General features: G+C 65.1%; 21 protein-coding genes. 8 read left to right on the top strand and 13 right to left on the bottom strand.

Translation table 11 applies throughout. The annotated features are described in order from the left end of the window. Nucleotides 1–53: 53 nt before the first annotated feature. From dnaG to AWB66_RS25315, 3 genes are all read right to left on the bottom strand, one after another. Complete coding sequence (gene dnaG, locus AWB66_RS25325) at nucleotides 54–1,931, bottom strand: DNA primase (RefSeq protein ID WP_087632827.1); 1,878 nt, start codon at nucleotides 1,929–1,931, stop codon at nucleotides 54–56. A 9-nt stretch (nucleotides 1,932–1,940) separates the two neighbouring features. Continuing rightward, nucleotides 1,941–2,387, bottom strand: coding sequence for a GatB/YqeY domain-containing protein (locus AWB66_RS25320; protein WP_087632826.1), 447 nt, complete (start codon nucleotides 2,385–2,387; stop codon nucleotides 1,941–1,943). 345 nt (nucleotides 2,388–2,732) lie between these two features. Further along, the gene (locus tag AWB66_RS25315) at nucleotides 2,733–3,965 is read right to left on the bottom strand and encodes a BaiN/RdsA family NAD(P)/FAD-dependent oxidoreductase (RefSeq protein WP_087632837.1); all 1,233 of its coding nucleotides are present in this window, start codon (nucleotides 3,963–3,965) and stop codon (nucleotides 2,733–2,735) included. Nucleotides 3,966–4,065: 100 nt separating this feature from the next. On the opposite strand from AWB66_RS25315, the gene tsaD reads away from it, so the two are divergent. Beyond that, a complete protein-coding gene (tsaD, locus tag AWB66_RS25310) occupies nucleotides 4,066–5,094 on the top strand; it encodes a tRNA (adenosine(37)-N6)-threonylcarbamoyltransferase complex transferase subunit TsaD (RefSeq protein ID WP_087632836.1) in 1,029 nt (342 codons plus the stop codon). Nucleotides 5,095–5,097: 3 nt separating this feature from the next. Here tsaD and AWB66_RS25305 read toward each other — a convergent pair whose 3' ends face one another. Further along, complete coding sequence (locus AWB66_RS25305) at nucleotides 5,098–5,724, bottom strand: glutathione S-transferase family protein (RefSeq protein WP_087632825.1); 627 nt, start codon at nucleotides 5,722–5,724, stop codon at nucleotides 5,098–5,100. 38 nt (nucleotides 5,725–5,762) lie between these two features. Beyond that, nucleotides 5,763–6,989, bottom strand: coding sequence for an MFS transporter (locus AWB66_RS25300; protein ID WP_087632824.1), 1,227 nt, complete (start codon nucleotides 6,987–6,989; stop codon nucleotides 5,763–5,765). Nucleotides 6,990–7,091: 102 nt separating this feature from the next. Between AWB66_RS25300 and AWB66_RS25295 the strand changes: the two genes are divergently transcribed. Then, complete coding sequence (locus AWB66_RS25295; RefSeq protein WP_087632823.1) at nucleotides 7,092–7,970, top strand: LysR substrate-binding domain-containing protein; 879 nt, start codon at nucleotides 7,092–7,094, stop codon at nucleotides 7,968–7,970. 51 nt (nucleotides 7,971–8,021) lie between these two features. Here AWB66_RS25295 and folE2 read toward each other — a convergent pair whose 3' ends face one another. The 4 genes from folE2 to AWB66_RS25275 all read right to left on the bottom strand — a co-directional run bounded on the left by folE2 (nucleotide 8,022) and on the right by AWB66_RS25275 (nucleotide 12,140). Further along, complete coding sequence (gene folE2, locus AWB66_RS25290; RefSeq protein ID WP_087632822.1) at nucleotides 8,022–8,825, bottom strand: GTP cyclohydrolase FolE2; 804 nt, start codon at nucleotides 8,823–8,825, stop codon at nucleotides 8,022–8,024. A 138-nt stretch (nucleotides 8,826–8,963) separates the two neighbouring features. After that, complete coding sequence (gene dxs / locus AWB66_RS25285) at nucleotides 8,964–10,877, bottom strand: 1-deoxy-D-xylulose-5-phosphate synthase (protein ID WP_087632821.1); 1,914 nt, start codon at nucleotides 10,875–10,877, stop codon at nucleotides 8,964–8,966. A 79-nt stretch (nucleotides 10,878–10,956) separates the two neighbouring features. After that, entirely contained in the window at nucleotides 10,957–11,844 is an 888-nt protein-coding gene (locus AWB66_RS25280) for a polyprenyl synthetase family protein (RefSeq protein ID WP_087632820.1), read from the bottom strand. Beyond that, nucleotides 11,841–12,140, bottom strand: coding sequence for an exodeoxyribonuclease VII small subunit (locus AWB66_RS25275; protein ID WP_087632819.1), 300 nt, complete (start codon nucleotides 12,138–12,140; stop codon nucleotides 11,841–11,843). Before AWB66_RS25275 ends, AWB66_RS25280 begins: the two co-directional genes overlap by 4 nt. Before the next feature lie 319 nt (nucleotides 12,141–12,459). Between AWB66_RS25275 and AWB66_RS25270 the strand changes: the two genes are divergently transcribed. Together AWB66_RS25270 and AWB66_RS25265 are read left to right on the top strand one after the other, a co-directional pair. Beyond that, complete coding sequence (locus tag AWB66_RS25270; protein WP_087632818.1) at nucleotides 12,460–13,566, top strand: aromatic ring-hydroxylating oxygenase subunit alpha; 1,107 nt, start codon at nucleotides 12,460–12,462, stop codon at nucleotides 13,564–13,566. Between the two features lie 202 nt (nucleotides 13,567–13,768). Then, a complete protein-coding gene (locus AWB66_RS25265; RefSeq protein WP_087632817.1) occupies nucleotides 13,769–14,638 on the top strand; it encodes a sulfurtransferase in 870 nt (289 codons plus the stop codon). A 24-nt stretch (nucleotides 14,639–14,662) separates the two neighbouring features. Here the strand turns inward: AWB66_RS25265 and AWB66_RS25260 are convergent, their stop codons facing one another. From AWB66_RS25260 to polA, 3 genes are all read right to left on the bottom strand, one after another. After that, nucleotides 14,663–15,538: a dienelactone hydrolase family protein gene (locus AWB66_RS25260; RefSeq protein WP_087632816.1), complete on the bottom strand. Its 876-nt coding sequence runs from the start codon at nucleotides 15,536–15,538 to the stop codon at nucleotides 14,663–14,665. Between the two features lie 197 nt (nucleotides 15,539–15,735). Further along, complete coding sequence (locus AWB66_RS25255; protein ID WP_087632815.1) at nucleotides 15,736–17,073, bottom strand: NAD(P)/FAD-dependent oxidoreductase; 1,338 nt, start codon at nucleotides 17,071–17,073, stop codon at nucleotides 15,736–15,738. A gap of 175 nt (nucleotides 17,074–17,248) precedes the next feature. Continuing rightward, nucleotides 17,249–19,987, bottom strand: coding sequence for a DNA polymerase I (gene polA / locus AWB66_RS25250; protein WP_087632814.1), 2,739 nt, complete (start codon nucleotides 19,985–19,987; stop codon nucleotides 17,249–17,251). A 1-nt stretch (nucleotide 19,988) separates the two neighbouring features. On the opposite strand from polA, the gene AWB66_RS25245 reads away from it, so the two are divergent. Next, a complete protein-coding gene (locus AWB66_RS25245) occupies nucleotides 19,989–20,738 on the top strand; it encodes an LOG family protein (RefSeq protein WP_087632813.1) in 750 nt (249 codons plus the stop codon). Between the two features lie 55 nt (nucleotides 20,739–20,793). Here AWB66_RS25245 and AWB66_RS25240 read toward each other — a convergent pair whose 3' ends face one another. Next, a complete protein-coding gene (locus AWB66_RS25240; RefSeq protein WP_087632812.1) occupies nucleotides 20,794–22,323 on the bottom strand; it encodes an AMP nucleosidase in 1,530 nt (509 codons plus the stop codon). A 201-nt stretch (nucleotides 22,324–22,524) separates the two neighbouring features. Between AWB66_RS25240 and AWB66_RS25235 the strand changes: the two genes are divergently transcribed. The 3 genes from AWB66_RS25235 (at nucleotide 22,525) to AWB66_RS25225 (ending at nucleotide 24,880) form a co-directional block, all read left to right on the top strand. Further along, a complete protein-coding gene (locus AWB66_RS25235) occupies nucleotides 22,525–22,926 on the top strand; it encodes a hypothetical protein (protein ID WP_087632811.1) in 402 nt (133 codons plus the stop codon). Between the two features lie 151 nt (nucleotides 22,927–23,077). Beyond that, the gene (locus AWB66_RS25230; RefSeq protein WP_087632810.1) at nucleotides 23,078–24,049 is read left to right on the top strand and encodes a homoserine kinase; all 972 of its coding nucleotides are present in this window, start codon (nucleotides 23,078–23,080) and stop codon (nucleotides 24,047–24,049) included. A 9-nt stretch (nucleotides 24,050–24,058) separates the two neighbouring features. Next, on the top strand, nucleotides 24,059–24,880 hold the full coding sequence (locus AWB66_RS25225; protein WP_087632809.1) for a BPSS1780 family membrane protein: 822 nt from the start codon (nucleotides 24,059–24,061) through the stop codon (nucleotides 24,878–24,880). Nucleotides 24,881–24,930: the final 50 nt, after the last annotated feature.

Here is a 24,930-nt window from a genome sequence, read left to right as displayed (position 1 = left end):
AAACAAACTCAAAAAACAACTTGCTTAAAGTCTTTAATTATAGCATTCCAGGTTTATCTCTCCGGGCTCACCACCCGCCCCGCCTTAATCTGCGCGGCCTTGGCCGACAACTCGCTGAATTCGGCCACTTCCTCCGCCGACAGCGACGACTGCCGCGCCAGTTGATCCAGCCGAGCGCGGTAGCTGTCATGGCGCAGTTTCACGACTGTCGCCTGCAATTCTTCCGCGAGCAGCTTGCGTTGCTCGGCGACCCGCTCCGCCGCACTTTCGTCCGCCGGATCACGCATCAGGAGGTCCCGCACATTTTCATCATAGGCGAGAATTTCCTGAAAGATGTCTTCGTATGTCGGAGCATTCGCGGCGTTTCTCAACAGGTCTGAAAGCATCTGAAACTCCGCGCTCTCGCCCAACTCGCGCGCGTGGCCGATCACCTCCCCGAACAACTCGCCGTGCTCGGTCATCGTCACGAGCGTCTGTTCGCTCTCGCTGTCGAGCGCTTTCGCGATTCCCGGATACATCACGAGATTCCGCAATGCCCGTTGCTCCTGGCCCGTCACCCGACGGCGCTCGCTTTTCGGCAGCGCCGAGCGCGCGACCGCGGCGGCGCGCGAATCGATGTCGCATAACGCGGCGATCTCGCCGAACGGCGTGGCGAGCCGGTCTGCAAGCATGTGCAATATCTGCACCCGCAACGCGTTCGCCGGCAACGCCTGCAACAACGGCTTCGCGTCGAACAGCGCTTTCGCGCGGCCTTCGGGCTGATCCAGCTCCTTGTCGTTCAGCACCTCGTTCAGCAAGAACTGCGACAGCGGCATCGCCCGGTCGACCTGTTCGCCGAAGCCGTCGGTGCCAAACTCGCGCACGTAGCTGTCCGGATCGTGTTCCTTCGGGAGAAAAAGGAACCGGATGGTGCGATTGTCGGCGGCGTGCGGCAGACACGCTTCGAGCGCGCGACGCGCCGCCCGGCGGCCCGCCGCGTCGCCGTCGAAACTGAACACGACGGTGTCGGTCTGGCGAAACAGCTTCTGGACGTGAACCGGCGTGCAGGCGGTGCCGAGCGTCGCGACCGCGTTCGCGAAACCGAGCTGCGCGAGCGCGACCACGTCCATATATCCTTCGACGACGAGCACATAGCCCAGTTCGCGAATCGCAAGACGCGCCTCGAACAAGCCGTAAAGCTCGCTGCCCTTGCTAAATAACGGCGTTTCGGGCGAATTCAGATACTTCGGCTCGCCGCTGTCGAGAATGCGCCCGCCGAAGCCGATCACGCTGCCCTTCACGTTGCGGATCGGGAACATCACGCGCTCGCGGAAGCGGTCATAGCGCCGCGCCTGACCCTGCGCGTCGTTTTTCTCGCTGACGATCACGAGTCCCGCTTCGACGAGGTTGTCGTTGCGGTAGTCGGGAAAGGCAGTTTCGAGGTTCTGCCATCCGTCCGGCGCATAACCGAGGCCGAAGCGCGCGGCGACCTCGCCCGTCAGCCCGCGCTTTTTCAAATAGGCAATCGCATTGGGCGCGCCGCGCAACTGCTTGCGATAAAAGTCGCAGGCGGTCTGCATGACTTCCGTCAGCGCGACGCTCACCGCCTTGCTCGGCGCGGGCGCGTAGCCTTCGCCGCCGCCGCCCCTGAACGAAGACGGTTCCTGCGGCACGGTCAATCCGACCGACTGCGCGAGTTCCTTGACTGCCTCGGGGAACGTGAGCCCTGTGTGCTCCATGAGGAAGCTGATCGCCGTGCCGTGCGCGCCGCAGCCGAAGCAGTGATAGAACTGCTTGGTCGGGCTGACCGTGAACGACGGGCTCTTCTCGTTATGGAACGGGCACAGGCCCATGAAATTCGCGCCGCCCTTTTTCAACTGGACGAAGCGACCCACCACGTCGACGATGTCGACGCGGTTAAGTAAATCCTGGAGGAACGCGTGCGGAATCACCGTGCGCGCTTACTTCGACAGCGCCGCCTTGACCTGCGCGGAGACGGCCGTCATGTCCGCCTTGCCCGCGAGCTTCGGCTTGAGCACGCCCATGACCTTTCCCATGTCCTGCGGGCCGGCGGCGCCGGTCGCGGCCACGGCGGCCTCTACTTCCGCCGCGATCGCCTCGGGCGACAGTTGCTCCGGCATGTACGCCGCGAGCACGGCGAGTTCGGCGCTTTCCTTGGCGACCAGGTCGTCGCGGCCGGCGCTCTGGAACTGGCTGATCGAGTCCTTGCGCTGCTTGATCATCTTGTCGATGACGGCGGTCACGGCCGCGTCGTCGAGCGTCACGCGGTCGTCGACTTCACGTTGCTTGATCGCGGCGAGCAACAGGCGAATCGTGCCAAGGCGCTCGGTTTCCCGTGCGCGCATCGCGGTTTTCATGTCGTCGCTGATCTGGTCCTTGAGGCTCATCGTTCACCCGGTGCAATTGCAAATTTGGAGAGAATGGGCCGGCCTGCCGCTGCCTTCGCCGCCGTGCAAATCGAGGCGAAGAAAGCAAAAACCCGCTTGGGATGCTTCCTCAAGCGGGCCATGACGCGGCCGATATCCGCTGGCAATGGAACACATGGAGGTTCCCCGCCGCGTTTCAATGTGATCCGTTCGATGCGAGCGACGCGCCACGCAAAGGACTTTTTACGATATCGCCGATCGACCCAATGTACCGATCGAGTATAGCAGGTCGATTCGCCGTTTCGAGTGGGCTCCGGGCCCGCATCGCCGCGCCCGAAGCCTTGCCGCATCGGACTTTCGGCAGTCTCAGGCGGAGTCGCGCAGCGCTCGCTCGCGGGCAAATTCGGCGACGGCCTGGCCCGCCGCGACGCCCGACGCCCACGCCCACTGGAAGTTGTATCCGCCGAGCCATCCGGTAACGTCTACCGCCTCGCCGACGAAGTACAGACCAGGCGTGCGCGCGCTCATCATCGTCGCCGAGGACAGTTCGCGCGTGTCGACGCCGCCGCGCGTCACCTCGGCCTTGCGATACCCTTCGGTGCCGTTCGGGGTGAGCGTCCAGCGCGACAGCGACTCACCGACCGCCTTCAGCGTGCGGTCCGGCAAATCGGCAAGACGGGCGTCGGCGGGAACGCCCTGCGCTTCGAGCCACGTATGCGCGAGGCGCACCGGCACGTGCTCGGCGAGAAACGTCGCGATGTGCTTCTTCGAGCCCGCTTTCGCGGCAAGGAGCGCCTCGGCCGCGTCGATGCCCGGCAGCAAGTCGATGTGGATCGGCTCGGACGGGTTCCAGTAGCTCGAAATCTGCAGCACGCCCGGCCCGGACAGCCCGCGATGCGTGAGCAGCAAATCTTCGGAAAACTCACCGCGCGTCTTGCCTTTGCCCGTGCTCAGGTCCACTTCGACGGACAGCCCCGAAAGCGCCGAGAACGGCGCCCAGTCGTCGGCGGCGAAGGTAAGCGGCACGAGCGCCGGACGCATGTCGACGAGCTTGTGGCCGAACTGCTTCGCCACGCGATAGCCGAAATCCGTCGCGCCGATCTTCGGAATCGACAAGCCGCCCGTCGCGATGACGAGCGCCGCCGCTTCGATCGTGCCGGCAGTCGTGTCGAGCGCGAAGCGTTCGCCGTCGCGACGGACGGCGTCGACGGTCACCGGACGGCGCCACGCGACGCGCCCGGCGTCGCATTCGCTTTTCAGCAGTTCGATGATCGATTCGCTGGAGTCGTCGCAGAAAAGCTGGCCTTTGTGCTTCTCGTGCCAGCTCACGCGGTATTGCTTGAGCAGCGCGAGGAAATCGCGCGGCGTGTAGCGGGCGAGCGCGGAACGGCAAAAATGCGGATTCGCCGACAGAAAATTGGCCGGTCCCGCGTTGATGTTCGTGAAGTTGCAGCGCCCGCCGCCGGAGATGCGGATTTTTTCGGCGAGGCGTTCGGCGTGGTCGATCAGGACGACGCGGCGGCCGCTTTGGGCGGCGACCGCGGCGCACATCATGCCGGCCGCGCCCGCGCCGATGACGGCGATATCGAAGGATTCCATGGCGCGCATTGTAACCGGCGCGCCCGGCGAAACGCCGCCGCGAGGCACGCGCCGAAGGCCCCGCTGCTATACTTTCATGTTCCCTAAGACGTTGATTCCCATGCTAGTTCTAGGCATCGAAAGCTCCTGCGACGAAACCGGCCTCGCGCTCTACGACACCGAGCGCGGCCTGCTCTCGCACGCGCTGCATTCGCAGATCGCGATGCATCGCGAATATGGCGGGGTCGTGCCGGAACTGGCGTCGCGCGATCACATCCGGCGCGCGTTGCCGCTGCTCGAACAGGTGATGTCGGAAGCGCGCGCCGGACGCGGTGACATCGACGCCATCGCGTTCACGCAGGGCCCCGGCCTCGCGGGCGCGCTGCTCGTGGGCGCGAGCGTCGCGAATGCGCTCGCGATGGCGTGGGACAAGCCGACCGTCGGCATTCACCACCTCGAAGGGCATTTGCTTTCGCCGTTGCTCGTCGACGAGCCGCCGCCGTTTCCGTTCGTCGCGTTGCTGGTGTCGGGCGGCCATACGCAATTGATGCGCGTGACCGACGTCGGCGTGTACGAGACGCTCGGCGAAACGCTCGACGACGCCGCCGGCGAAGCCTTCGACAAAACGGCGAAGCTGCTCGGCCTCGGCTATCCGGGCGGGCCGGAAGTCTCGCGGATGGCGGAATTCGGCACGCCGGGCGCGGTCGTGCTGCCGCGCCCGATGCTGCATTCCGGCGACCTCGATTTCAGCTTCAGCGGTTTGAAAACGGCCGTCCTCACGCAGAGCCGCAAACTCGGCGCGAACGTCTGCGAACAAGCGAAGGCGGATCTGGCGCGCGGTTTCGTCGATGCCGCCGTGGACGTGCTCGTCGCGAAATCGCTCGCCGCGCTGAAGAAGACGGGGCTGAAGCGGCTCGTCGTCGCGGGCGGCGTGGGCGCGAACCGGCAGTTGCGCGAGGCGCTGTCGGCTGCGGCGAAAAAGCGCCGTTTCGACGTGCATTACCCCGACCTGGCGCTTTGCACCGACAACGGCGCGATGATCGCGCTCGCTGGCGCGCTGCGCCTCGCGCGCTGGCCGGAGCAGGCCGTGCGCGACTACGCGTTCACCGTCAAGCCGCGCTGGGACCTGACCTCGCTGGCGGCGGCGTAACCATCAGCTCGGCGGATTGAACGGCTGCACGATCGCCTGAAACGCCGGCAGCGCCTCGCAGCGGTCGGCATGCGCGATGAGTGTCGGCCAGCGCGTCGCCGTGAAGAGCGCCGGATGCGCCTCGCGCGCGAAACAAAGCGCGCAGGCCACGGCGATGTCGGCGTGACTGATGAAATCGCCGAACCACCAGGGCGTGGCGCGCGCCGCGCGGTCCGCTTCCAGCACGTCCAGCACGCGCTCCACCTGTCCCGTGCAGCGCTCCACCCACATCGCCGACTTCTCCTTGTGCAGCACGCGCTCGTAGACAAGCGCGACGGCCTTGTCGGCGAGACCCGTCGCCAGCGCGCAAATCTTCTGCGTCTGCCGGCGCGCGGGGCCCGACGCGGGCATCATCCGCTTGTCCGCGCCCGCTTCCTCGTCGAGATAGTCGAGGATCATCGCGCTCTCGATCAGCACCTCGCCCGAATCCAGCACGAGCGTCGGCACGCGGATCAGCGGATTGAACGGCGCGATCTTGCCGGCGGCGCCGAAGACCGACCACGGCTTGTGCTCGAAAGATATCTCGTAAAGCGTCAGCGCGACGCCGACGCGTCGCACGAACGGGGAATCGTATTGGCCGATCAGGATCAAGGTCCGGCGCTCCGCAATTTATTTTCGGGATAGCCAGTTTAAGGTCGCCGGGGCTTCGGAAACAACGGATAAGCGCCGAGCGCGCACAATCCCGCCACGAACCAGACCGCGCCCCACGATCCGGCCGCGAGCAGATGCGGAATCACGAGCGGCGTGACGAAAAGGCCCGCGAAAACTGCCGTGTTCGCCATCCCGAGCGCGGTTCCAGCGCGCGCGGCGCCGGCGAGCGTCGCGAGTTCGGTGTAGGCCACGCCGTGCCACGCCGACACGCAAATTCCGGCAAACGCGACGAGCGCCATCAAGAGCGCGCCGGAAACGTGGAATGCTTCAAGCGCCGTCGCGAGCACCGCGAACGACGCTGCGGCGACGAGCGTCGAGCCACGCAGATACGCGCGCCGGTTGCCGCGACGGTCGGTGAACCGGCCGCTCCAGATGCGCATCGCCATCGCGCCGATCTGCACGACGGCCATCGTCCCGCTGATCGCGACGAGGCCGAGATGCGCGGCGTCGTGGAGGAAGACGGTCGCGAACGTGAGCACGGCGAACTGCGGCGAGCACAGCAGGCCGATGCCGAGCACGACGCGCCAGATTTGCGCATCGCGCAACGGCGCCGCGTGCGGCACATTCGCCGGCGCCTGTGCGAACGGCGGCTCGTGCAGCCAGCGCCAGGTGATCGCGGCGGAGAGCGCGCACATCGCCGCGAGCGCACCGAACACGGCCGCGAATCCGTGCGACGCCGCCAGCCACGGCAACACGAGCGCGCCGAGTCCCCCGCCGAGCGGGACGGCGGTCTGGCGGATGCTCATCGCGAGTCCGCGCTCGCCTTCGCGGAACCACGCCATGACGGCGCGTCCGCTCGAACCGTTGACGCTGCCGCTGATGAGTCCCGTCACGCACATGCCGAACACGAGCCAGCCGAGCGGGGGAATCGCGTGAGCGCCGTGCGGCACGACGAACAACGCCATCGCCAGAAGCGCGGCGGCGGTGCCCGCGAGGCCGTTCAGCAGCACGGGGCGGTCGCCCCAGCGGTCGGTGAGCATCCCCCACGGCAGTTCCGATACCGCGACGCCCAGCCCCATCGCCCCGAGCACGAGGCCGAGTTGCGCGTTGTCGAAGCGATAACCTTCGCGCAGCCAGACGGCCGTGGTCGGAATGCCGTTGACGGCCGCCGAAAAACTCGCGTTCGCCACGACGCCCACGCCGAGCACCTTCCAGCGATGCGATTCACCGCGCGCCGCGCTTTGAAAATCCAGCGGTGTTGCCATGATCCTGTTCTCCGAAATTGACGGGAGCAGTTTCACGCTTTACGATCATCCTGAATATCAGAAAGTTTTTCACTCACCATTCGATAAATCAGGACGATTGCGATGAACCAGATTTCGTTCGATCTCGCGGTGCTGCGCAGCTTCGTCGCGGGCATCGACCTCGGGAGTTTTGCGAAGGCGGCGGATCGCGTGGGGCGGTCGACGTCGGCGGTCAGCGCGCAGATGGGCAAGCTTGAAGAGCAGGCGGGCACGACGCTCTTTCGCAAGTCCGGGCGCAGTCTCGCGCTCACCGAAGCCGGCGAGACCATGCTGCGTTACGCGCGCCGCCTGATCGAACTGAACGACGAGGCGGCCGTCGCGATGCGCAGCGTCCATCTGGAAGGCTGGATCCGGCTCGGCTTGCAGGAGGATTTCGGCGAAGTCGTGCTGCCGGACGTGCTCGGGCGGTTTGCGCGCGCGCATCCGAAGGTGCGCATCGAGGCGCGGGTTGCGCGTAACACCGACCTGCTGGAGCGCATCGGATCGAATCAGCTCGATCTTGCGCTCGTGTGGGGCGCGCCCGCGTCGGAACTGGCCGAACCGGTCGCCGTGCCGCACATGTGCTGGATCGGCTCGTCCAGCCTGCCGTGGACCCGCGACGACGACGAACCGTTGCCGCTCATCGCGTTCGACCGGCCGTGTCTTTTTCACAGCATGGCGACCGAGGCGCTGGACCGCGCGGGCATCAAATGGCGTGTCGCCTTCACGAGTCCGAGTCTCGCGGGCTTGTGGGCGGCGGCCGCGGCGGGGCTCGGCGTGACCGTGCGCACGCGTTACGGCTTGCCGTCGTCGGTGTGCGCGCTCAAATCAGAGGAAAGCGGACTGCCCGAATTGCCGACAATCCCGCTCGCGTTACTGCGCGCCTCGACGGTCGCGCCGGCGCAGGTCGAGCGGCTCGCGTCGATCGTGCTGGATTCGGTGCGCGGCGGGCCGCTGCAATGAAAAAAGGTCGATCCTGGGATCGGCCTTCTCGCGTTCACGCGCTCGCGTGAATCAGACGCGCTTGCCGCGCTCGATCACCGCGTAGGCGCTGTGATTGTGGATCGACTCGAAGTTTTCGGCTTCGAGCGTGTACGCGAGCACGCGCTCGTCCGCGTTCAGCCGCGTCGCGACATCGCGCACGAGGTCTTCGACGAACTTCGGGTTCTCGTAAGCGCGCTCGGTCACGAACTTTTCGTCCGGGCGCTTGAGCAGGCCCCAGAGTTCGCACGACGCTTCCTCTTCCGCGATCCGGATCAGATCCTCGACGGGCAATTCGCCCGCGAGTTCGGCGGCAATCGTGACGTGCGAGCGCTGGTTGTGCGCACCGTACTGCGAAATCTTCTTCGAACACGGGCAGAGGCTCGTCACCGGCACGAGCACCTTGAGCGACAGCCGCGTCGTGCCGTCGCGCAGTTCGCCCGTCAGCGTGACTTCGTAATCCATCAGGCTCTCGACGCCGGAAACGGGCGCCGTCTTCATCACGAAATACGGAAACGTCACTTCGATGCGCCCCGCGTGCGCTTCGAGTTTCGCGAGCATCGACTGAAGCATCGCGCGAAACGCGGCCTGATCGAGCGGCGCGCGGTGTTCGTCGAGCAACGCGACGAAACGCGACATGTGCGTGCCTTTTTGCTCGGCGGGCAAATGCACGTCGAGATTCCACACGCCGACGCCCGGCTGCGCGTCGCCGCTTTGCGTGCGCACGGTGAGCGGATACCGCACGCCCTTCACGCCGACGCGCTGGATCGGAATCTGACGGGTGTCCGGCGTGCTCTGCACGTCGGGCATGACGAAGGCGGGATTCATCTGATTCATCTTGTTATGTCCTCATTCGACGCGCGCCTCTCCCGGGCGACGCGCGGCGTGATCGGCGATGGCGCGCCGGCATTGAAGCTTCAAGGTGAGACCAAGCGGCGCGCATTCCCCGGGACGCGCCGCCCGTCGCGTTCTATTTCAGGCGACGCGCTTGCTCAGTTTGCCCGCCGCGCTGTCGACGTCGGTCAGGAAGCGCTCGCGGATCGATTTCGCGATGCCCGCGCCGTCCAGACCAACGCTCGCGAGCAGCTTGACCGGGTCGCCGTGATCGATAAACACGTCCGGCAGGCCCAATTGCTGCACCGGCTTGATGACCGAACTGGCGAGCAGCACCTCGACGCACGCGGAACCCGCGCCGCCCATGATCGCGCCTTCCTCCACGGTCACGAGCGCGTCGTGGGTCGCGGCGAGTTCGCGCAGCAGATCGGCGTCGATCGGCTTCACGAAGCGCATGTTCGCAACGGTGGCGTCGAGTTCTTCGGCGGCCGCGAGCGACGGCGCGACCATCGTGCCGAACGCGAGAATCGCGATGCGCTTGCCCGAGCCGAGCTTCTGCGACGATTCGCGGCGGATTTCGCCCTTTCCGAGCGGAATCGCGGTCATCTGCTTGACGGTCGCGACGCCCGTGCCCGCGCCGCGCGGATAGCGCACGGCCGCCGGTCCCGGCTGCTGGAGCGCGGTGTAGAGCATCTGACGGCACTCGTTTTCGTCCGACGCGGCCATCACCGTCATGTTCGGGATGCAGCGCATGAACGCGAGATCGTAGTTGCCCGCGTGCGTCGCGCCATCGGCGCCGACGAGCCCCGCGCGGTCGATGGCGAACACGACCGGCAGGTTTTGCAGCGCGACGTCGTGGATCAGCTGGTCGTAGGCGCGTTGCAGGAACGTCGAATAGATCGCGACGACCGGCTTCATGCCGTCCGCCGCCAGACCGCCCGCGAACGTCACGGCGTGCTGCTCGGCGATGCCGACGTCGAAATAGCGGTCCGGGAAACGCTTCTCGAACTCCACCATGCCGGAGCCCTCGCGCATCGCGGGCGTGATGCCGACGACGCGCGAATCCAGCGCGGCGGCGTCGCACAGCCACTCGCCGAACACCTGCGTGTAGGTTTTCTTCGACGGCGCCGTCGACGGCTTGATGCCTTCCGCCGGATTGAACTTGCCCGGGCCGTGGTAGAGCACCGGATCGGCTTCGGCGAGCTTGTAGCCCTGGCCCTTTTTCGTCACGACGTGCAGGAATTGCGGCCCGCGCAGTTCCCTGATGTTTTGCAGCGTCGGGATCAGCGAATCGAGGTCGTGACCGTCGATCGGGCCGATGTAGTTGAAGCCGAATTCCTCGAACAGCGTGGCCGGCACGATCATGCCCTTCGCGTGCTCTTCGAGCTTGCGGGCGAGATCGAGCATCGGCGGCGCGACGCGCAGCACGCGCTCCACGCCGGCGCGCGCGGCGGCATAGAAACGGCCCGACATCAGGCGCGCGAGATGGCGATTCAGCGCGCCGACCGGCGGCGAAATCGACATGTCGTTGTCGTTCAGAATCACGAGCAACGGCACGTCGTCCTCGACGCCCGCGTTGTTCATCGCCTCGAAGGCCATGCCGGCGGTCATCGCGCCGTCGCCGATCACGGCGATCGAGAAGCGGTTGTCGCCCTGCAATTTGCTCGCGACCGCCATGCCGAGCGCCGCCGAAATCGACGTGCTCGAATGCGCCGTGCCGAACGTGTCGTACTCGGACTCGCTCCTGCGCGGGAAGCCGGAAATGCCGTTGAGCTGGCGCAGCGTGGGCATCTGGTCGCGGCGGCCGGTCAGGATCTTGTGCGGATAGGTCTGATGGCCGACGTCCCAGACGACGCGGTCGCGGGGCGTGTCGAATACATAGTGCAGCGCGATCGTCAGCTCGACCGTGCCGAGATTCGACGACAGATGACCGCCCGTCTGCGACACGCTGTCGAGCACGTAGGCCCGCAGTTCGTCGGCAAGCGGTTGCAGTTGGCGGCGATCGAGGGCGCGCAGGGCGGCCGGATCGTCGATGGTTTTCAGCAAGTCGTACATCGTCGTCCCATTTTAGGAAAACTGGCGTGATCCGGCGGCGCGTTTTTCGGTGCTGGCCACGGAATCACGCATTCAACGTTCAGTGCACCCGGTTCACGACCAGGTCAGCGAGTTCGGCAAGGCGCTGGGCGCGCGGGCCGAACGGTTCGAGCGCGGCGTGCGCGTCGCGGCGCAGTTGCGCTGCGAGTTCGCGCGACGCATCGAGTCCGATGATCGACACGTAGGTCGGTTTGTCGTGCTGCGCGTCCTTGCCCGCGGTTTTGCCGAGGGTGGCGGAGTCGGCGGTGACGTCGAGGATGTCGTCCACCACCTGAAATGCGAGACCGACGGCCGCCGCGTAGGCGTCGAGCGACTTGAGCGCCGCCGCGTCGGGCGTGGCGCCCGCGAGCGCGCCCATGCGCACCGACGCGCGCAGCAACGCGCCCGTCTTCTTCCGATGCATCGTTTCCAGCTCCGGCCGCGACAGCTTCCGGCCGACGCTTTCCAGATCGATGGCCTGCCCGCCTGCCATGCCGAGCGAGCCGCTCGCGACCGCCAGTTCGCGCACGAGCGCGGCCTGCTGGGCATCGTTCAGACCATTGCCGTTGGCCGTGAGCGCGACAAACGCCTGCGACTGCAACGCATCGCCGACGAGCAGTGCCGTCGCTTCGTCATATTGCACGTGTACGGTGGGCTTTCCGCGACGCAATGCGTCGTCGTCCATCGCGGGCATGTCGTCATGCACGAGCGAATACACATGGATCATTTCCAGCGCGGCGCTCGCCGTTTCGACCGCCTGCGCGCTCGCGCCGGTCAGCTCGCCGGCTGCGTGGCACAACAGCGGCCGAACGCGCTTGCCGCCGCCGAGAACCGCGTAGCGCATCGCTTCATGCAGCCTGGCCGGCGCGACGTCCGCGCCCGGCAGATAGTGTTCGAGCGCCGTCTCGACACGGTCGAGACTGGCGCGCATCCATTGTTCGAATGTCATAGGTCGTCCCCGTTGCCCTCGCCTGCGCGCCGCGCGTCCGTGGGCAGCGATTTGAGCGTGTCGCCGTCAAGCACGCGAACCTGCTGCTCGACTTTTTCGAGCTGCTGCTGGCAAAAGCCAACGAGCGCCGCGCCTCGGCGGTACGCCGTGAGCGATTCCTCGAGACTCAGGTCTCCGCCTTCCATGCGCGCGACGAGCCCCTCGAGTTCTGTCAGCGCCGCTTCGTAGTTCTCCGGGAGGGCCGTGCCGCTGTTGCCTGGCGCGCCGGCGGCTTCCTCTGTTGCGGTTTTCGCCATGAATCGTTGGTGTGGAATCGAATTTTTGGGAACAAGTCGGACATTCTACGGCAAAAGCCGGTTTTCCGACCTTCAAGCCGTCGCCCGCCATACGCACCGGGCCTTGCGCGCCTGCGCGAACGCCCGTCCGGCACGCGCGCATGTGTCCGGAAACGCTGCCAATTCCCCGCCGGAACCCCGGAACTCCCGTGCGGAAATTGACCCAAATCAGGACCTTGGCGCCCCGGAAAAGGGGATTTGGGTATAATCGCGGGCTCCCTAAATCGAATTTTCGATGGTTGGGTTGTTCACTGCTTTCACGTCTTCATCGGGAGTGGGAATGTCCAATCTGAGCAATGCATTGCAGTTGAAGGCTGTCCATAGCCAACTGCCAGTCACGGCTTACTTTGACGAAGCGCTTCTGACGCGCGAACTCGAAACACTTTTCAAGCAGGGTCCTCGTTATATCGGGCACGAACTCATGGTTCCCGAAGCGGGGAGCTATTTCGCTTTGCCTGGCGAGGGCGAAGGGCGCCTGCTCGTGCGCAACCAGCAATCGCAGATCGAATTGCTGTCGAACGTCTGCCGCCACCGGCAGGCGATCATGCTCAACGGGCGCGGCCGGGCGGACAACATCGTCTGTCCCCTGCACCGCTGGACTTACGACCTGAAGGGCGAACTGCTCGGCGCGCCGCATTTCGCGGACAAGCCCTGCCTGAATCTCGGCGCCACGCCGCTGCAGAACTGGCAAGGCCTGCTCTTCGAGGCCGAGGGCCGCAACGTCGCGGCCGATCTCGCGCGCCTCGGCACCGCGAAACATTTCGACTTCTCGGGCTTCATGTTCGATCACGTCGAAGTGCACGAGTGCAATTACAACTGGAAGTCCTTCATCGAGGTGTATCTGGAGGATTACCACGTTGCGCCGTTCCATCCGGGCCTCGGCAGCTTCGTCTCGTGCGACGACCTGACCTGGGAATTCGGCGACTGGTACAGCGTGCAGACGGTCGGCGTGCACAAGAACCTGGAAAAGCCGGGCAGCCCGACGTACCGGAAATGGCACGACGAAGTACTCAAGTTCCGCAACGGCACGCCGCCCGAATTCGGCGCGATCTGGATGGTGTACTACCCCGGTCTCATGATCGAGTGGTATCCGCACGTGCTCGTGGTGTCGTGGCTGATTCCGCGCGGCGCGCAGAAGACGACGAACATCGTCGAGTTCTACTATCCCGAGGAGATCGCGCTCTTCGAGCGTGAGTTCGTCGAGGCGGAACGCGCCGCGTACATGGAAACGGCGCGCGAGGACGACGAGATCGCGGAACGCATGGATGCGGGCCGCCGCGCGCTGATGTCGCGCGGGGAATCGCAGGTCGGGCCGTATCAAAGCCCGATGGAATCGGGCATGCAGCATTTCCACGAGTTCCTGCGGCATCAGCTTGGCGAAATTTGAAGCGCGTACCGCGCTCATGACGAAAAAAGCCGCGTTCAGCAATGAACGCGGCTTTTTGCATTGGCGCCCGATGGCCGACCGAAGAGCGAGCATCCGACTTCGCTCTTTGCGCGCGTTTTTTTTGTTTAGACTGAGTGTATCCATTACTCGAAAACGCCCGCCCTTCTTTGCAAGGCAAGCCGGGCGAGCATCAGGAGCCGTCATGCCGCACACGCACTACACCACGCTCATTTCCGCCGCCAATCTGGCCGAACGGCTTGCCGCCGCGCCCGGCAGCGTGCTCGTCTTCGATTGCCGCTTCGATCTCGCCGCGCCCGAAGCAGGCGCTGCCGCCTACGCGGCCGGCCATCTGCCGGGCGCGCATTACCTGCATCTCGATCGCGATCTGTCGGGCGCGAAAACCGGCGCGAATGGACGCCATCCGCTGCCGGATCGCGCGGCGCTCGTCGCGAAACTCGCGGGTTTCGGGCTGAACGAAGGCCAGCAGGTCGTCGCCTATGACGCAGCGGGCGGGATGTACGCCGCGCGCCTCTGGTGGCTGCTGCGCTGGCTCGGACACGATTCGGTCGCGCTCGTCGACGGCGGCCTGCAGGCGTGGGAAGCCGCCGGCCAGCCGCTCGACACGCACGTGCCGCCGCATTCGCCCGGCAATTTCAAGGCCGGCAAGCCGCTCGCGGTGACTGTCGACGTTCACGCGGTCGAACGCAATCTAACCGCGCGCGACCACCTGGTGATCGACGCGCGCGCCGCCGACCGCTATCGCGGCGAAAACGAAACCATCGATCCGGTGGGCGGCCACATTCCGGGCGCGCTCAATCGCTTCTTCAAGGACAACCTGACCGACGAGGGCCGTTTCCGCACGGCGCACGAGTTGCGCGACGCGTTCGGCGCGTTGCTCGGCAAGACGCCGCCCGATCGCGTCGTGCTGCAATGCGGCTCGGGCGTGACGGCCTGCCACAACGCGCTCGCGATGGAGATCGCCGGACTGCACGGCGCGGCGCTCTACGGCGGCTCGTGGAGCGAATGGTGCGCGAACCCGTCGCGGCCCGTCGCGACGGGCGCGACGGCCTGACCGCGTAACGCGCGCGCGGCGTCCTTACTTGACGCCGTGCTCCTTGAACCACGCGAGGGCGCGGCGCCAGCCGTCCTCGGCGTCGGCCTTGCGATAGCTCGGGCGATAGTCGGCGAAAAACGCGTGCGGCGCGTCGTCGTAGACGACGAACTGCGAGCCGCGCGCGACCGCTGGACCGCCCGCGATCGCCTGCTTCATCTGCTCGAGGGTGTCCTGCGGGATGCTCTGGTCCTGCTTGCCATAGAGTCCGAGCACGGGCGCCTTCAACTCGGCGACGTTGTCGAGCGGAAAGCTCGGATTGTTGGCCGTCTTGTCGCCGGTGACGCGCCCGTACCAGACGACCGCGGCCTTCAGGCGCGGATTGTGTTCCGCGTAGAGCCATGCGTACTTCCCGCCCCAGCAAAACCCGGTGACGCCGAGCTTGTTCAGGTCGCCACCGTGCTCGCCTGCCCATTTGGCGGTGGCGTCGATGTCCGATATCACCTGCGAGTCCGGCACCTTCGAGACGATCTGGTCGCTGATCTGCTGGATCGACTTGAGGCTCGTCACGTCGCCTTGCCGGGTATAGAAATCCGGCGCGATCGCCAGATAGCCGAGCTTCGCGAAGCGCCGGCAGACGTCGGCGATATGCTCGTGGACGCCAAAAATCTCATGGATCACGATGATCACCGGCAGCTTCGTCTTGCCCTTCGGCTGCGCGCGATAGGCGGGCACGAGCGCGCCATCGGCGCCGCGCACGCCGATGGGACCGGCTTCGAGGCCGTCGCTGTCGGTATGGATGGTTTGCGCCGAGACGGGCAGCACGGCGGCGGCGAAGCCGGTCCCGATGGTGGCCTTGATGAAGGTGCGGCGATCGAACGGAACGTGCGGAATGAGGCTGTCGACTTCAGGCTTAAGCATACGAAGCTCCTGCGGCAAAGGCCGCCGAGGGCCGCCGGCTGCATTGCGCCGGACGACGCTGGAATCGGAGACCGCGCGCCGTTCCCCGGAACGCGACGACGCGTGGCACTGCACGGCAAGAAGCGCGGCGCAACCTCGGACCGCGCTCCGGACTGCGCGCCCGAAGGCGCGCCGCTCATTCTAAACAGCTTGAACGCTCAGTGCAGCTTGACGCGCGGCGCGGTGGAACGCCGCAGCCAGTGCGCGAAGGTATCGAGCACCATGCGCGGATAGCCGTGCAGCGCGGCCACGTGGAGCCGGTACAGCGACATGTACATGAAGCGCGCGAAGAGCCCTTCGATCAGCATGTTCCCGCCGATCAGCCCGCCCATCAGATTGCCGACCGCGCTGTAATGCCCGAGCGACACGAGCGAGCCGAAGTCGCGATAGGTGTACTCGGGCAGCGGCTTGCCTTCCAGCCGGCGCGCGAGCGATTTCATCAGGAAGCTGGCTTGCTGGTGCGCGGCCTGCGCGCGCGGCGGCACGTTGCGCTCGTTGCCCGGCCAGGCGCAGGCGGCGCAGTCGCCGATCGCGAAGATGTCGTCGTCGATCTCGGTTTGCAGCGTGCGGCGCACGATCAACTGGCCGAGGCGGTTGGTCGGCAGGCCGTCGAGTTCGCCGAGTACCGCCGGCGCCTTGATGCCCGCCGCCCACACGGTCAGGTCGGCGCGAATCGTCTTGCCGCTCGCCGTGCGGATCGAATCGCGCGAGACTTCCGCGACGGTTTCGCTGGTCATCAGCGTGACGCCGAGCTTGGTGAGCAACTCGGCGGTCGCCGTCGAGACGCGTTCCTGCAAGGCCGGCAAAATGCGCGGCCCCGCCTCGATCAGCACGATGCCGATGTCGTGTTTCGGATCGAGCTTGTGCAGCCCGTACGCCGACAGCACGTGCGCCGTGTTGCGCAATTCCGCCGACAATTCGACGCCCGTCGCGCCCGCCCCGACGATCGCCACCTGGATGCGCGGCTGCCTCGGCTGCCCGGGGATGTCCGGCTCCGGCGGCCGATGCTCCGCGCGCATGCAGGCCGCGATCAGCCGCTTGCGAAACAGCTCGGCTTGCCCGACGGTATCGAGCGCGATCGAATTTTCCTGCGCGCCCGCGACGCCGAAGAAGTGCGTCGTGCTGCCGATGGCGACGATGAGCGTGTCGTATTCGAGTTCGCGCTGCGGGATCAGTTCGCCGGCTTCGTCGTCGCGCAACGGGCCGACCGTGATGCGCTTCGCTTTCCGATCCAGCGCGACCAGTTCGCCCTGCGCGAACTCGAAGCCGTGCCACAGCGCCTGCGCCGCGTATTCGAGTTCCTGCGTGAACGGGTCCATGCTGCCCGCCGCGACCTCGTGCAGGAGCGGTTTCCAGATGTGCGTGGGATTGCGGTCGATCAGCGTGATCTGCGCCGCGGGGGCCTTCTTGCGGTCGGTGGAACCGTAGCGATCGCCAAGACGCGTGGCAAGCTCGAGTCCCCCGGCCCCTCCTCCAACGATGATGAAGCGATGCATGGCACTCTCCCTTGTCGACCTTGCAACACGGTTGCTTGTCGTGGCTGCGTCTTTATTGCGACTCGTTTGATTCTTCTGACATCGGCATGCGTGCTCGCCTCGACGGACATTGTGCACGCCGTTGCGGCGCACTCACAAGCCCGCTTGCCGCATGCCGGGCATGCGGCGTTTCCGGTCAGTGGGCTTCCTCCCAGTTGGCGCCCGCACCGACTTCGGCGACGAGCGGCACCTTGAGCGTCGCGACGCCGCACATCAGTTCCGGCAGACGCTTGCGCACGTCCGACAATTCTTCCTCGGGCACTTCGAGCACGAGTTCGTCGTGCACCTGCATGATCATCTTCGACTTCGCATTCGATGCTTCGAGCCAGTCCTGCACGGCGATCATCGAAAGCTTGATGAGGTCGGCGGCGGTGCCCTGCATCGGCGCGTTGATCGCGGCGCGCTCGGCCGCCTGACGGCGCGGTCCGCTGCCGCCGTTGATCTCGGGCAGCCACAGACGCCGCCCGAACACGGTCTCGACGAAGCCGTTCTGCTTCGCGCTCGTGCGCGTGTTTTCCATGTAGGCGGCAACGCCCGGATAGCGCGCGAAGTAGCGGTCGATGTAGAGCTTCGCGGCATCGCGCGTGATGCCGAGATTCGACGCGAGTCCGAACGAACTCATGCCGTAGATGAGACCGAAGTTGATGACCTTCGCGATGCGCCGCTGATCGCTGGATACTTCGATCGGCGTGACGCTGAAGATCTCCGACGCCGTCGCGCGGTGCACGTCCTCGCCGGCGGCGAACGCGCGCATCAGCGATGCGTCGCCGGAGATGTGCGCCATGATGCGAAGTTCGATCTGCGAATAGTCCGCCGAGACGATGCGGCTGCCCGGCGGCGCGATGAACGCCTCGCGGATGCGCCGCCCTTCGCCGGTGCGCACGGGGATGTTCTGCAGGTTCGGCTCGTTCGACGACAGGCGACCCGTGACCGCGACCGCCTGCGCGTAGTTCGTATGCACGCGGCCCGTCGTTGCGTTGACCATGCGCGGCAGCTTGTCGGTGTAGGTGGACTTCAGCTTCGACAAGCCGCGATGTTCGAGCAAAATCTTCGGCAGCGGATAGTCTTCGGCGAGCTTCTGCAGCACTTCTTCATCGGTGGAAGGCGCACCGCTCGGCGTCTTCTTCACCACCGGCAATTGCAGCTTCTCGAAGAAGATCTGCCCGATCTGCTTCGGCGACCCGAGATTGAATTCGCCGCCCGCGAGTTCATGCGCGGTGCCTTCGAGTTCGATCAGACGCGTCGCAATTTCGCTGCTTTGCTTCTGCAGTTTCTCGCGATCGATCAGCACGCCGTTGCGCTCCATCTTGCGCAACACGCGCGCGGTCGGCAGTTCGATGTCGCGATACACGCGCAGCAGCCCTTCTTCTTCCGCGACCTGCGGATACAGCGCCTGATGCAGGCGCAGCGTGACGTCGGCGTCTTCGGCGGCGTACTGCGCGGCCTTGTCGAGCGCGACTTCATCGAAGCCGATCTGCGATGCGCCCTTGCCCGCCACGTCCTCGTACTTGATCGTCTTCACGCCGAGATGGCGCAGCGCGAGGTTGTCCATGTCATGCGGACGATGCGACTCCAGCACATATGACTGCAACAGCGTGTCGTGTTCGACGCCGTTCAGTTCGATGCCATAGTTCGCGAGCACCTGCTCGTCGTACTTCAAATGCTGGCCGACCTTCTTCTTCGATGCATCCTCGAGCCACGGCTTGAGTTTCTGGAGCACTTCATCGCGCGGCAACTGGTCGGGCGCATCCGGCCCGCGATGCGCAAGCGGAACATAAGCCGCATGGCCCGGCTCGACCGACACCGACAACCCCACGATCTGCGCGACCATCGGATCGAGCGACGTGGTCTCGGTATCGAACGACGTCAGCTCGGCGGCGTCGATCTTCGCGAGCCAGGCGTCGAACTGCTCCCAGGTCTGCACGGTCTCGTAGTGATGGACGATTTCCGTCGTCTCGGCGGGCGGCGTATCGGTCGGGCCTTCCACTGCATCGGCGATTTCGATTTCGCGCAGCCACGTCTTGAAGCCGTGACGCGTGAAGAGATCGCGCAGTTCTTCGCGCGCTTCGGGACGGCTCGGCAAGGTGGCGTCGATCGACTCGATCTGCGCGCTCAGATCGCATTCCGTGTGCACGGTGACGAGTTTTCTCGCCATCGGCAGGAAGTCGAGAGCGTGGCGCAGATTGTCTCCTACCGCACCTTTGATCTCGTTCGCATGTGCGACGATGCCATCGAGGGTGTCGTATTGCGCGAGCCACTTCAAGGCCGTCTTGGGGCCGCACTTCTCGACGCCCGGCACGTTGTCGACCGTATCGCCGATAAGCGACAGGTAATCGACGATCCGCTCCGGCGGCACGCCGAACTTGTTCAACACGCCGGCGCGGTCGAGCGTTTCGTTGGTCATCGTATTGATGAGGGTGACATGATCAGTCACGAGCTGTGCCAAATCCTTGTCGCCCGTCGACACGATCACCTTCATGCCGCGCTTCTCGGCGGCGACCGCGAGCGTGCCGATGACGTCGTCGGCTTCGACGCCTTCGATCATCACGAGCGGCCAGCCGAGCGCGCGCACGGTCACATGAATGGGCTCGATTTGACGCGAGAGATCATCGGGCATCGAGGGCCGGTTGGCCTTGTAGTCGGCGTACCAGTCGTCGCGAAAGGTCTTGCCTTTGGCGTCGAATACGCACGCGCTATACTCTGCATTGATTTCGCGCCGCAAGCGGCGCAGCATGTTGATCATGCCATACAGCGCGCCAGTCGGCCCGCCATCGGGGCCGCGTAAATCCGGCATCGCGTGATAGGCCCGGTACAGATAGCTAGAACCGTCGACCAATAGCAGGGTCTTACCTTCAAGACTTAGTTCTTCAGGCATTATGAACAAGAGAAAAGTGATTCCGAGTCTGCGATCGCTCGCAGATCAAGAGCGCGCGACGGCCAAAAAGGCTCGCGCATCGTGGCAGATGTTCACGATTATGGCAGAGTTTATCGAGGCGACCGAGTACCTCTCGGAGATCCGCCCTGCCATCAGCATCTATGGTTCGGCGCGTCTGAAACCGGAGTCGCCCTACTACAAACTGACCATCGAAATCGCCCAGCGATTCTCCGATGCAGGCTTCGCCGTGATCTCCGGCGGCGGCCCCGGCATCATGGAAGCGGCCAACAAAGGCGCGCACGCGGGCAAGTCGCCGTCGGTCGGGCTGAACATCGAATTGCCGCACGAGCAGTCGGGCAACCAGTGGCAGGACATCTCGCTGCGCTTTCGTCACTTCTTCACGCGCAAGGTCACGTTCGTGAAGAACTCGGATGCGGTCGTGGTGATGCCCGGCGGCTTCGGCACGCTCGACGAACTGGCCGAAGTGCTCACGCTCATCCAGACCAAGAAGTCGCGCCATGTGCCGATCGTGCTCGTCGGCGCGGAGTTCTGGTCGGGTCTGCTCGCATGGTTCAAGGACACGCTGCTCACGAACGGCGTGATCGGCGAGAAGGACCTGAACCTGATGCAGGTCATCGACGACCCCGATCAGGTGCTCGACGCGGTGCTCAAGTTCTACGAAGACCGCGAAGCAACGGGCGAACAGCCGGCCGAAGGCAAGTCGGACGAAGACCGGATGTTCTATCTCTGATAGATGGCGATGCGGGCGGTCTTCCTTCGAAGACCGCCCGCTTGCGTTTACTGGCTCATTGGAACGCGACTTCCGCGAAGCTGCGCAGCTTGCGGCTGTGGAGTCTCGACAGTCCGTTCATCCGCAGCAACTCCATCGCCTTCACGCCGATCTGCAAATGCTGATCCACCTGCGCGCGATAGAACTGGTCGGCCATGCCGGGCAGCTTCAGTTCACCGTGCAGCGGCTTGTCCGATACGCATAGCAGCGTGCCGTACGGAACGCGGAATCGAAAGCCGTTCGCGGCGATGGTCGCGCTTTCCATGTCGAGCGCGATCGCGCGGCTTTGCGACAGGCGCTGCACCGGCTCGCGATGATCGCGCAATTCCCAGTTGCGGTTATCGACGCTCGCGACCGTTCCCGTGCGCATCACGCGCTTCAACTCCGTGCCTTCGAGTTGCGTGACCTGCGCGACCGCTTTCTCCAGCGCGACCTGCACTTCGGCGAGCGCCGGAATCGGCACCCACAGCGGCAGATCCGCATCGAGCACGTGGTCCTCGCGCACATAGCCGTGCGCGAGCACGTAGTCGCCGAGACGCTGCGTGTTGCGCAGACCCGCGCAGTGGCCGAGCATGACCCACGCGTGCGGGCGCAGCACCGCGATGTGATCGGTGATCGTCTTCGCGTTCGACGGCCCGACGCCGATGTTGACCATCGTGATGCCGCTGCCGTCCGCGCGCTTCAGGTGATACGCGGGCATTTGCGGCAGACGCGCGGGCGGCGTGCCTTCGTCCTCGAACTGCTCGCCGAGGTTCGCGTTGTACGTGATGACATCGCCCGGCTCGACGAACGACGAATACTCGCTGCGATAGGCGCGTGTTTCATCGTCGTCGGCACGCGACATCATCGTGCGGCCGAGCTTCACGAACTCGTCGATATAGAACTGATAGTTCGTGTAGAGCACGTAGTTCTGGAAATGCGTCGGCAAGGTGGCCGTATAGTGGCGCAGCCGATGCAGCGAGAAATCGACGCGCGCCGCCGTGAAAAGCGCAAGCGGATGCGGCTCGCCCGCGGCCGGCTCGTAGGTGCCGTTGACGATGCGGTCGTCGAGCAGCGCAAGGTCGGGCGTATCGAAGATGTTGCGCATCGCGAGCAGCCGGTCGCGATCGAGATCGCCTTCCAGATGGATGCCCTCGGCGAACGCGAAGTGAATCGGGATCGGTTGCGCCGACACGCCCACCTCGATCCCGACATGATGGTTCTTCGTCAGAAGCCGCAATTGCTCGCGGTAATAGTCGCCGAAGAGGTCGGGCCGCGTGAGCGTCGTCTCGAAGATGCCCGGCCCCGCGACGAAGCCATATGAACGCCGCGAGTCGATCTGCGTATTCAGCTCGGTGCGCACGCGCACGAACGGATAGCAGGCGCGCACGCGGTGCGTGAAGTGCTCGTTGCGTCGATAACGCGCGAACGCATCGCGCAGGAATGAGGTGTTCGCTTCATAAATCGCCGACAGGCGCGTAACGGCGGCTACGGGGTCGTCGAAGGACTCCGTCGGGAAATCGTTGGCGGGCGTGGCCTGAGTGCTTTGTGTTCGGTCGTTTGTCATGATCTGGCGCGCTCGTGTGATCAATCGACCTTACCACGGAAGAACGCCAGAACCATGAAGCCCATGCTCGCCGCGTGCGCGTTGCAACACCTTTATGACGCGGCCGTCGGATTCGCCAAAAGCGGCGCAAAATAAGGCGTTGCGCGACCCTTTGGCGGATGCGTTTTGCTAAAATCCGGCCCAGTCATTTGGAGAACCACCATGAAGCCGCTTTTCTCTGCCGCCGTCGCGGCAGTCCTCGCCGCCGGCAGCATCAGTGCAATCGCAAAGCCGGCGCCCGCGGCAGAACAAGCGCCGGCACCGCGCGCGATGTCGCCGGAAGAGGCCGCCGGGCTTCCCGATCTGAAGGCCATCAACCGTCCCGCCGCCACGGCAAGCTCGAAAGTCGAAATTTCGCCGCCGCGCACGCCGAGTTACCACGAACTGAGCACGAACGGCACCGAAATCACCGAATATCGCGACAAGGGCAAGCCCGTCGAGATCAACGTACAGTCGAATTTCGGCACCCGCTATCAGATGAGCGCGCCCGCCGACACGTCGCCGTCGGTGCGCGACAACGGCAAGGCGAGCACGCGTCTGCCGTCGGTGAATTTGCATTATTGATGCGCGTTTATTGAACTTTCGCGAGACGTTCCTCGCGACCTCTACAATTCCCGCCTGGCAGCCGCTGCAAGCAGCGCGGCTCGCCGGACTGGCAGCGTCGCGCGCCACGCGCTTGAACGAGCCAGCCGTCCAACCTGACCCACGTTCACGCATGGCCGTATTCACTCCCGTTACCGCTTCCCAGCTCGAAGACTGGCTGCAAGACTACGATCTCGGCGATGTCGTCGACTTTCGCGGCATCCAGTCGGGGATCGAGAACAGCAACTTCTTTCTGACGACGACGCACGGCCAGTACGTGCTGACGATCTTCGAGAACCTCACCGCGACGCAGTTGCCGTTCTATCTCGACCTGATGCGCCATCTGGCGTCGCATCGCGTGCCGGTTCCCGATCCGATGCCGCGCCGCGACGGCGCGCTCTTCGCCACGCTCAACGGCAAGCCCGCGACCATCGTCACGAAACTCGAAGGCACGCCGGAGCTGGCGCCGACGCCCGCGCACTGCATCGAGGTCGGCCAGATGCTCGCGCGCCTGCACCTGGCGGGCCGCGATTTTCCGCAGCATCAGCACAATCTGCGCAGTCTCGCATGGTGGCGTGAGAATGTGCCCGCAATCCTCTCGTTCCTGACCGACGACCAGCGCGCGCTGATCGAAACCGAACTCGCGCATCAGACGGCGTTTTTCGGCTCGGCCGATTACGCGTCGCTGCCCGAAGGCCCGTGCCATTGCGACCTGTTCCGCGACAACGTGCTGTTCGCGCACACGGCGGATCACGCGCGCCTCGGCGGCTTCTTCGACTTCTATTTCGCCGGCGTCGACAAATGGCTCTTCGACGTCGCGGTGTGCGTGAACGACTGGTGCATCGACCTCGCGACGGGCGTGCTCGACCCAAAGCGCGTCGACGCCATGCTGCGCGCCTACCAGACCGTGCGGCCGTTCACGCCGGCAGAAGAGCGTCACTGGAACGACATGCTGCGCGCGGGCGCGCTGCGCTTCTGGGTGTCGCGCCTGTACGATTTCTATCGTCCGCGTGAGGCCGAGATGCTCAAGCCGCACGATCCGGGACATTTCGAACGCATCCTGCGCGAACGCGTCAACGCCGCACCTCATCCCGCCTCACGGTAAAGCTCATTTATGCAACTGATCGAAGTCCCCGCCAAAGCCGGTTACGTGTGGTTCCGCCAGGGCATCTGGCTGTTCCGCCGCAATCCGCTCGCCTTTCTCACGGTGTTCTTCGCGTATCTGTTCGTCATGACGCTGATCTCGCGCATTCCGCTGATCGGCCCGCTGTTGCCGCTTCTGCTGATTCCGGGCGTCGCCGTCGGCTTCATGGCTGCGTGCCGCAACACGATCGCCGGCAAGCCGGTCTGGCCGACCGTGCTCGTCGATGGCTTCCGGTCGTACGGCAGCGTCGTCTCGCGGCGGCTGCTCGTGCTCGGCGCGCTGTATATCGTCGCGATGGCGGTGATTTTCGCGCTGTCGGCGCTGGTCGACGGCGGCGTCCTGCTCTCGCTGATGCTCGGCAGCGGCCCAACCGGCGATCCGGAAACCGTCGCGGCGAGCTTCAGCCCGCTCGCGGTGCTGGTGGCGATGGCCGCGTACCTGCCCGTCGCGATGCTGTTCTGGTTCGCGCCGATCCTCGTCGCGTGGCACGACGTCCCGCCGGCGAAAGCGCTGTTCTTCAGCTTCGTCGGCTGCTGGCGCAATCGCGGCGCGTTCATCTTCTACGGCGTGCTGTGGATCGCCATCGCGATTGCGGTGTCGTTCGGCCTGACCGCGCTGATGCAGGCGCTCGGCGTCAGCCAGGAAGTCGCGCTCGCGGTGCTGATGCCCGCGTCGATCCTCGTGACGACCGCGCTCTATTGCTCCTTCTACGCGACGTATCGCGGATGTTTCGGCGTGCAGTCGCCGGATACGCCGGACATCCCGGACGCATCGGGCCCGACGGGCGTTTGATCCGCGTTTTTTGGAAAACGGGCGCTAAAAGCGCCCTTTTTTGCGCTTGC

Origin of the sequence: Caballeronia telluris, assembly GCF_001544495.1 — a bacterium.
GTDB lineage: Bacteria > Pseudomonadota > Gammaproteobacteria > Burkholderiales > Burkholderiaceae > Caballeronia > Caballeronia telluris.
This window is presented reverse-complemented; position numbering and strand designations above follow the sequence as displayed.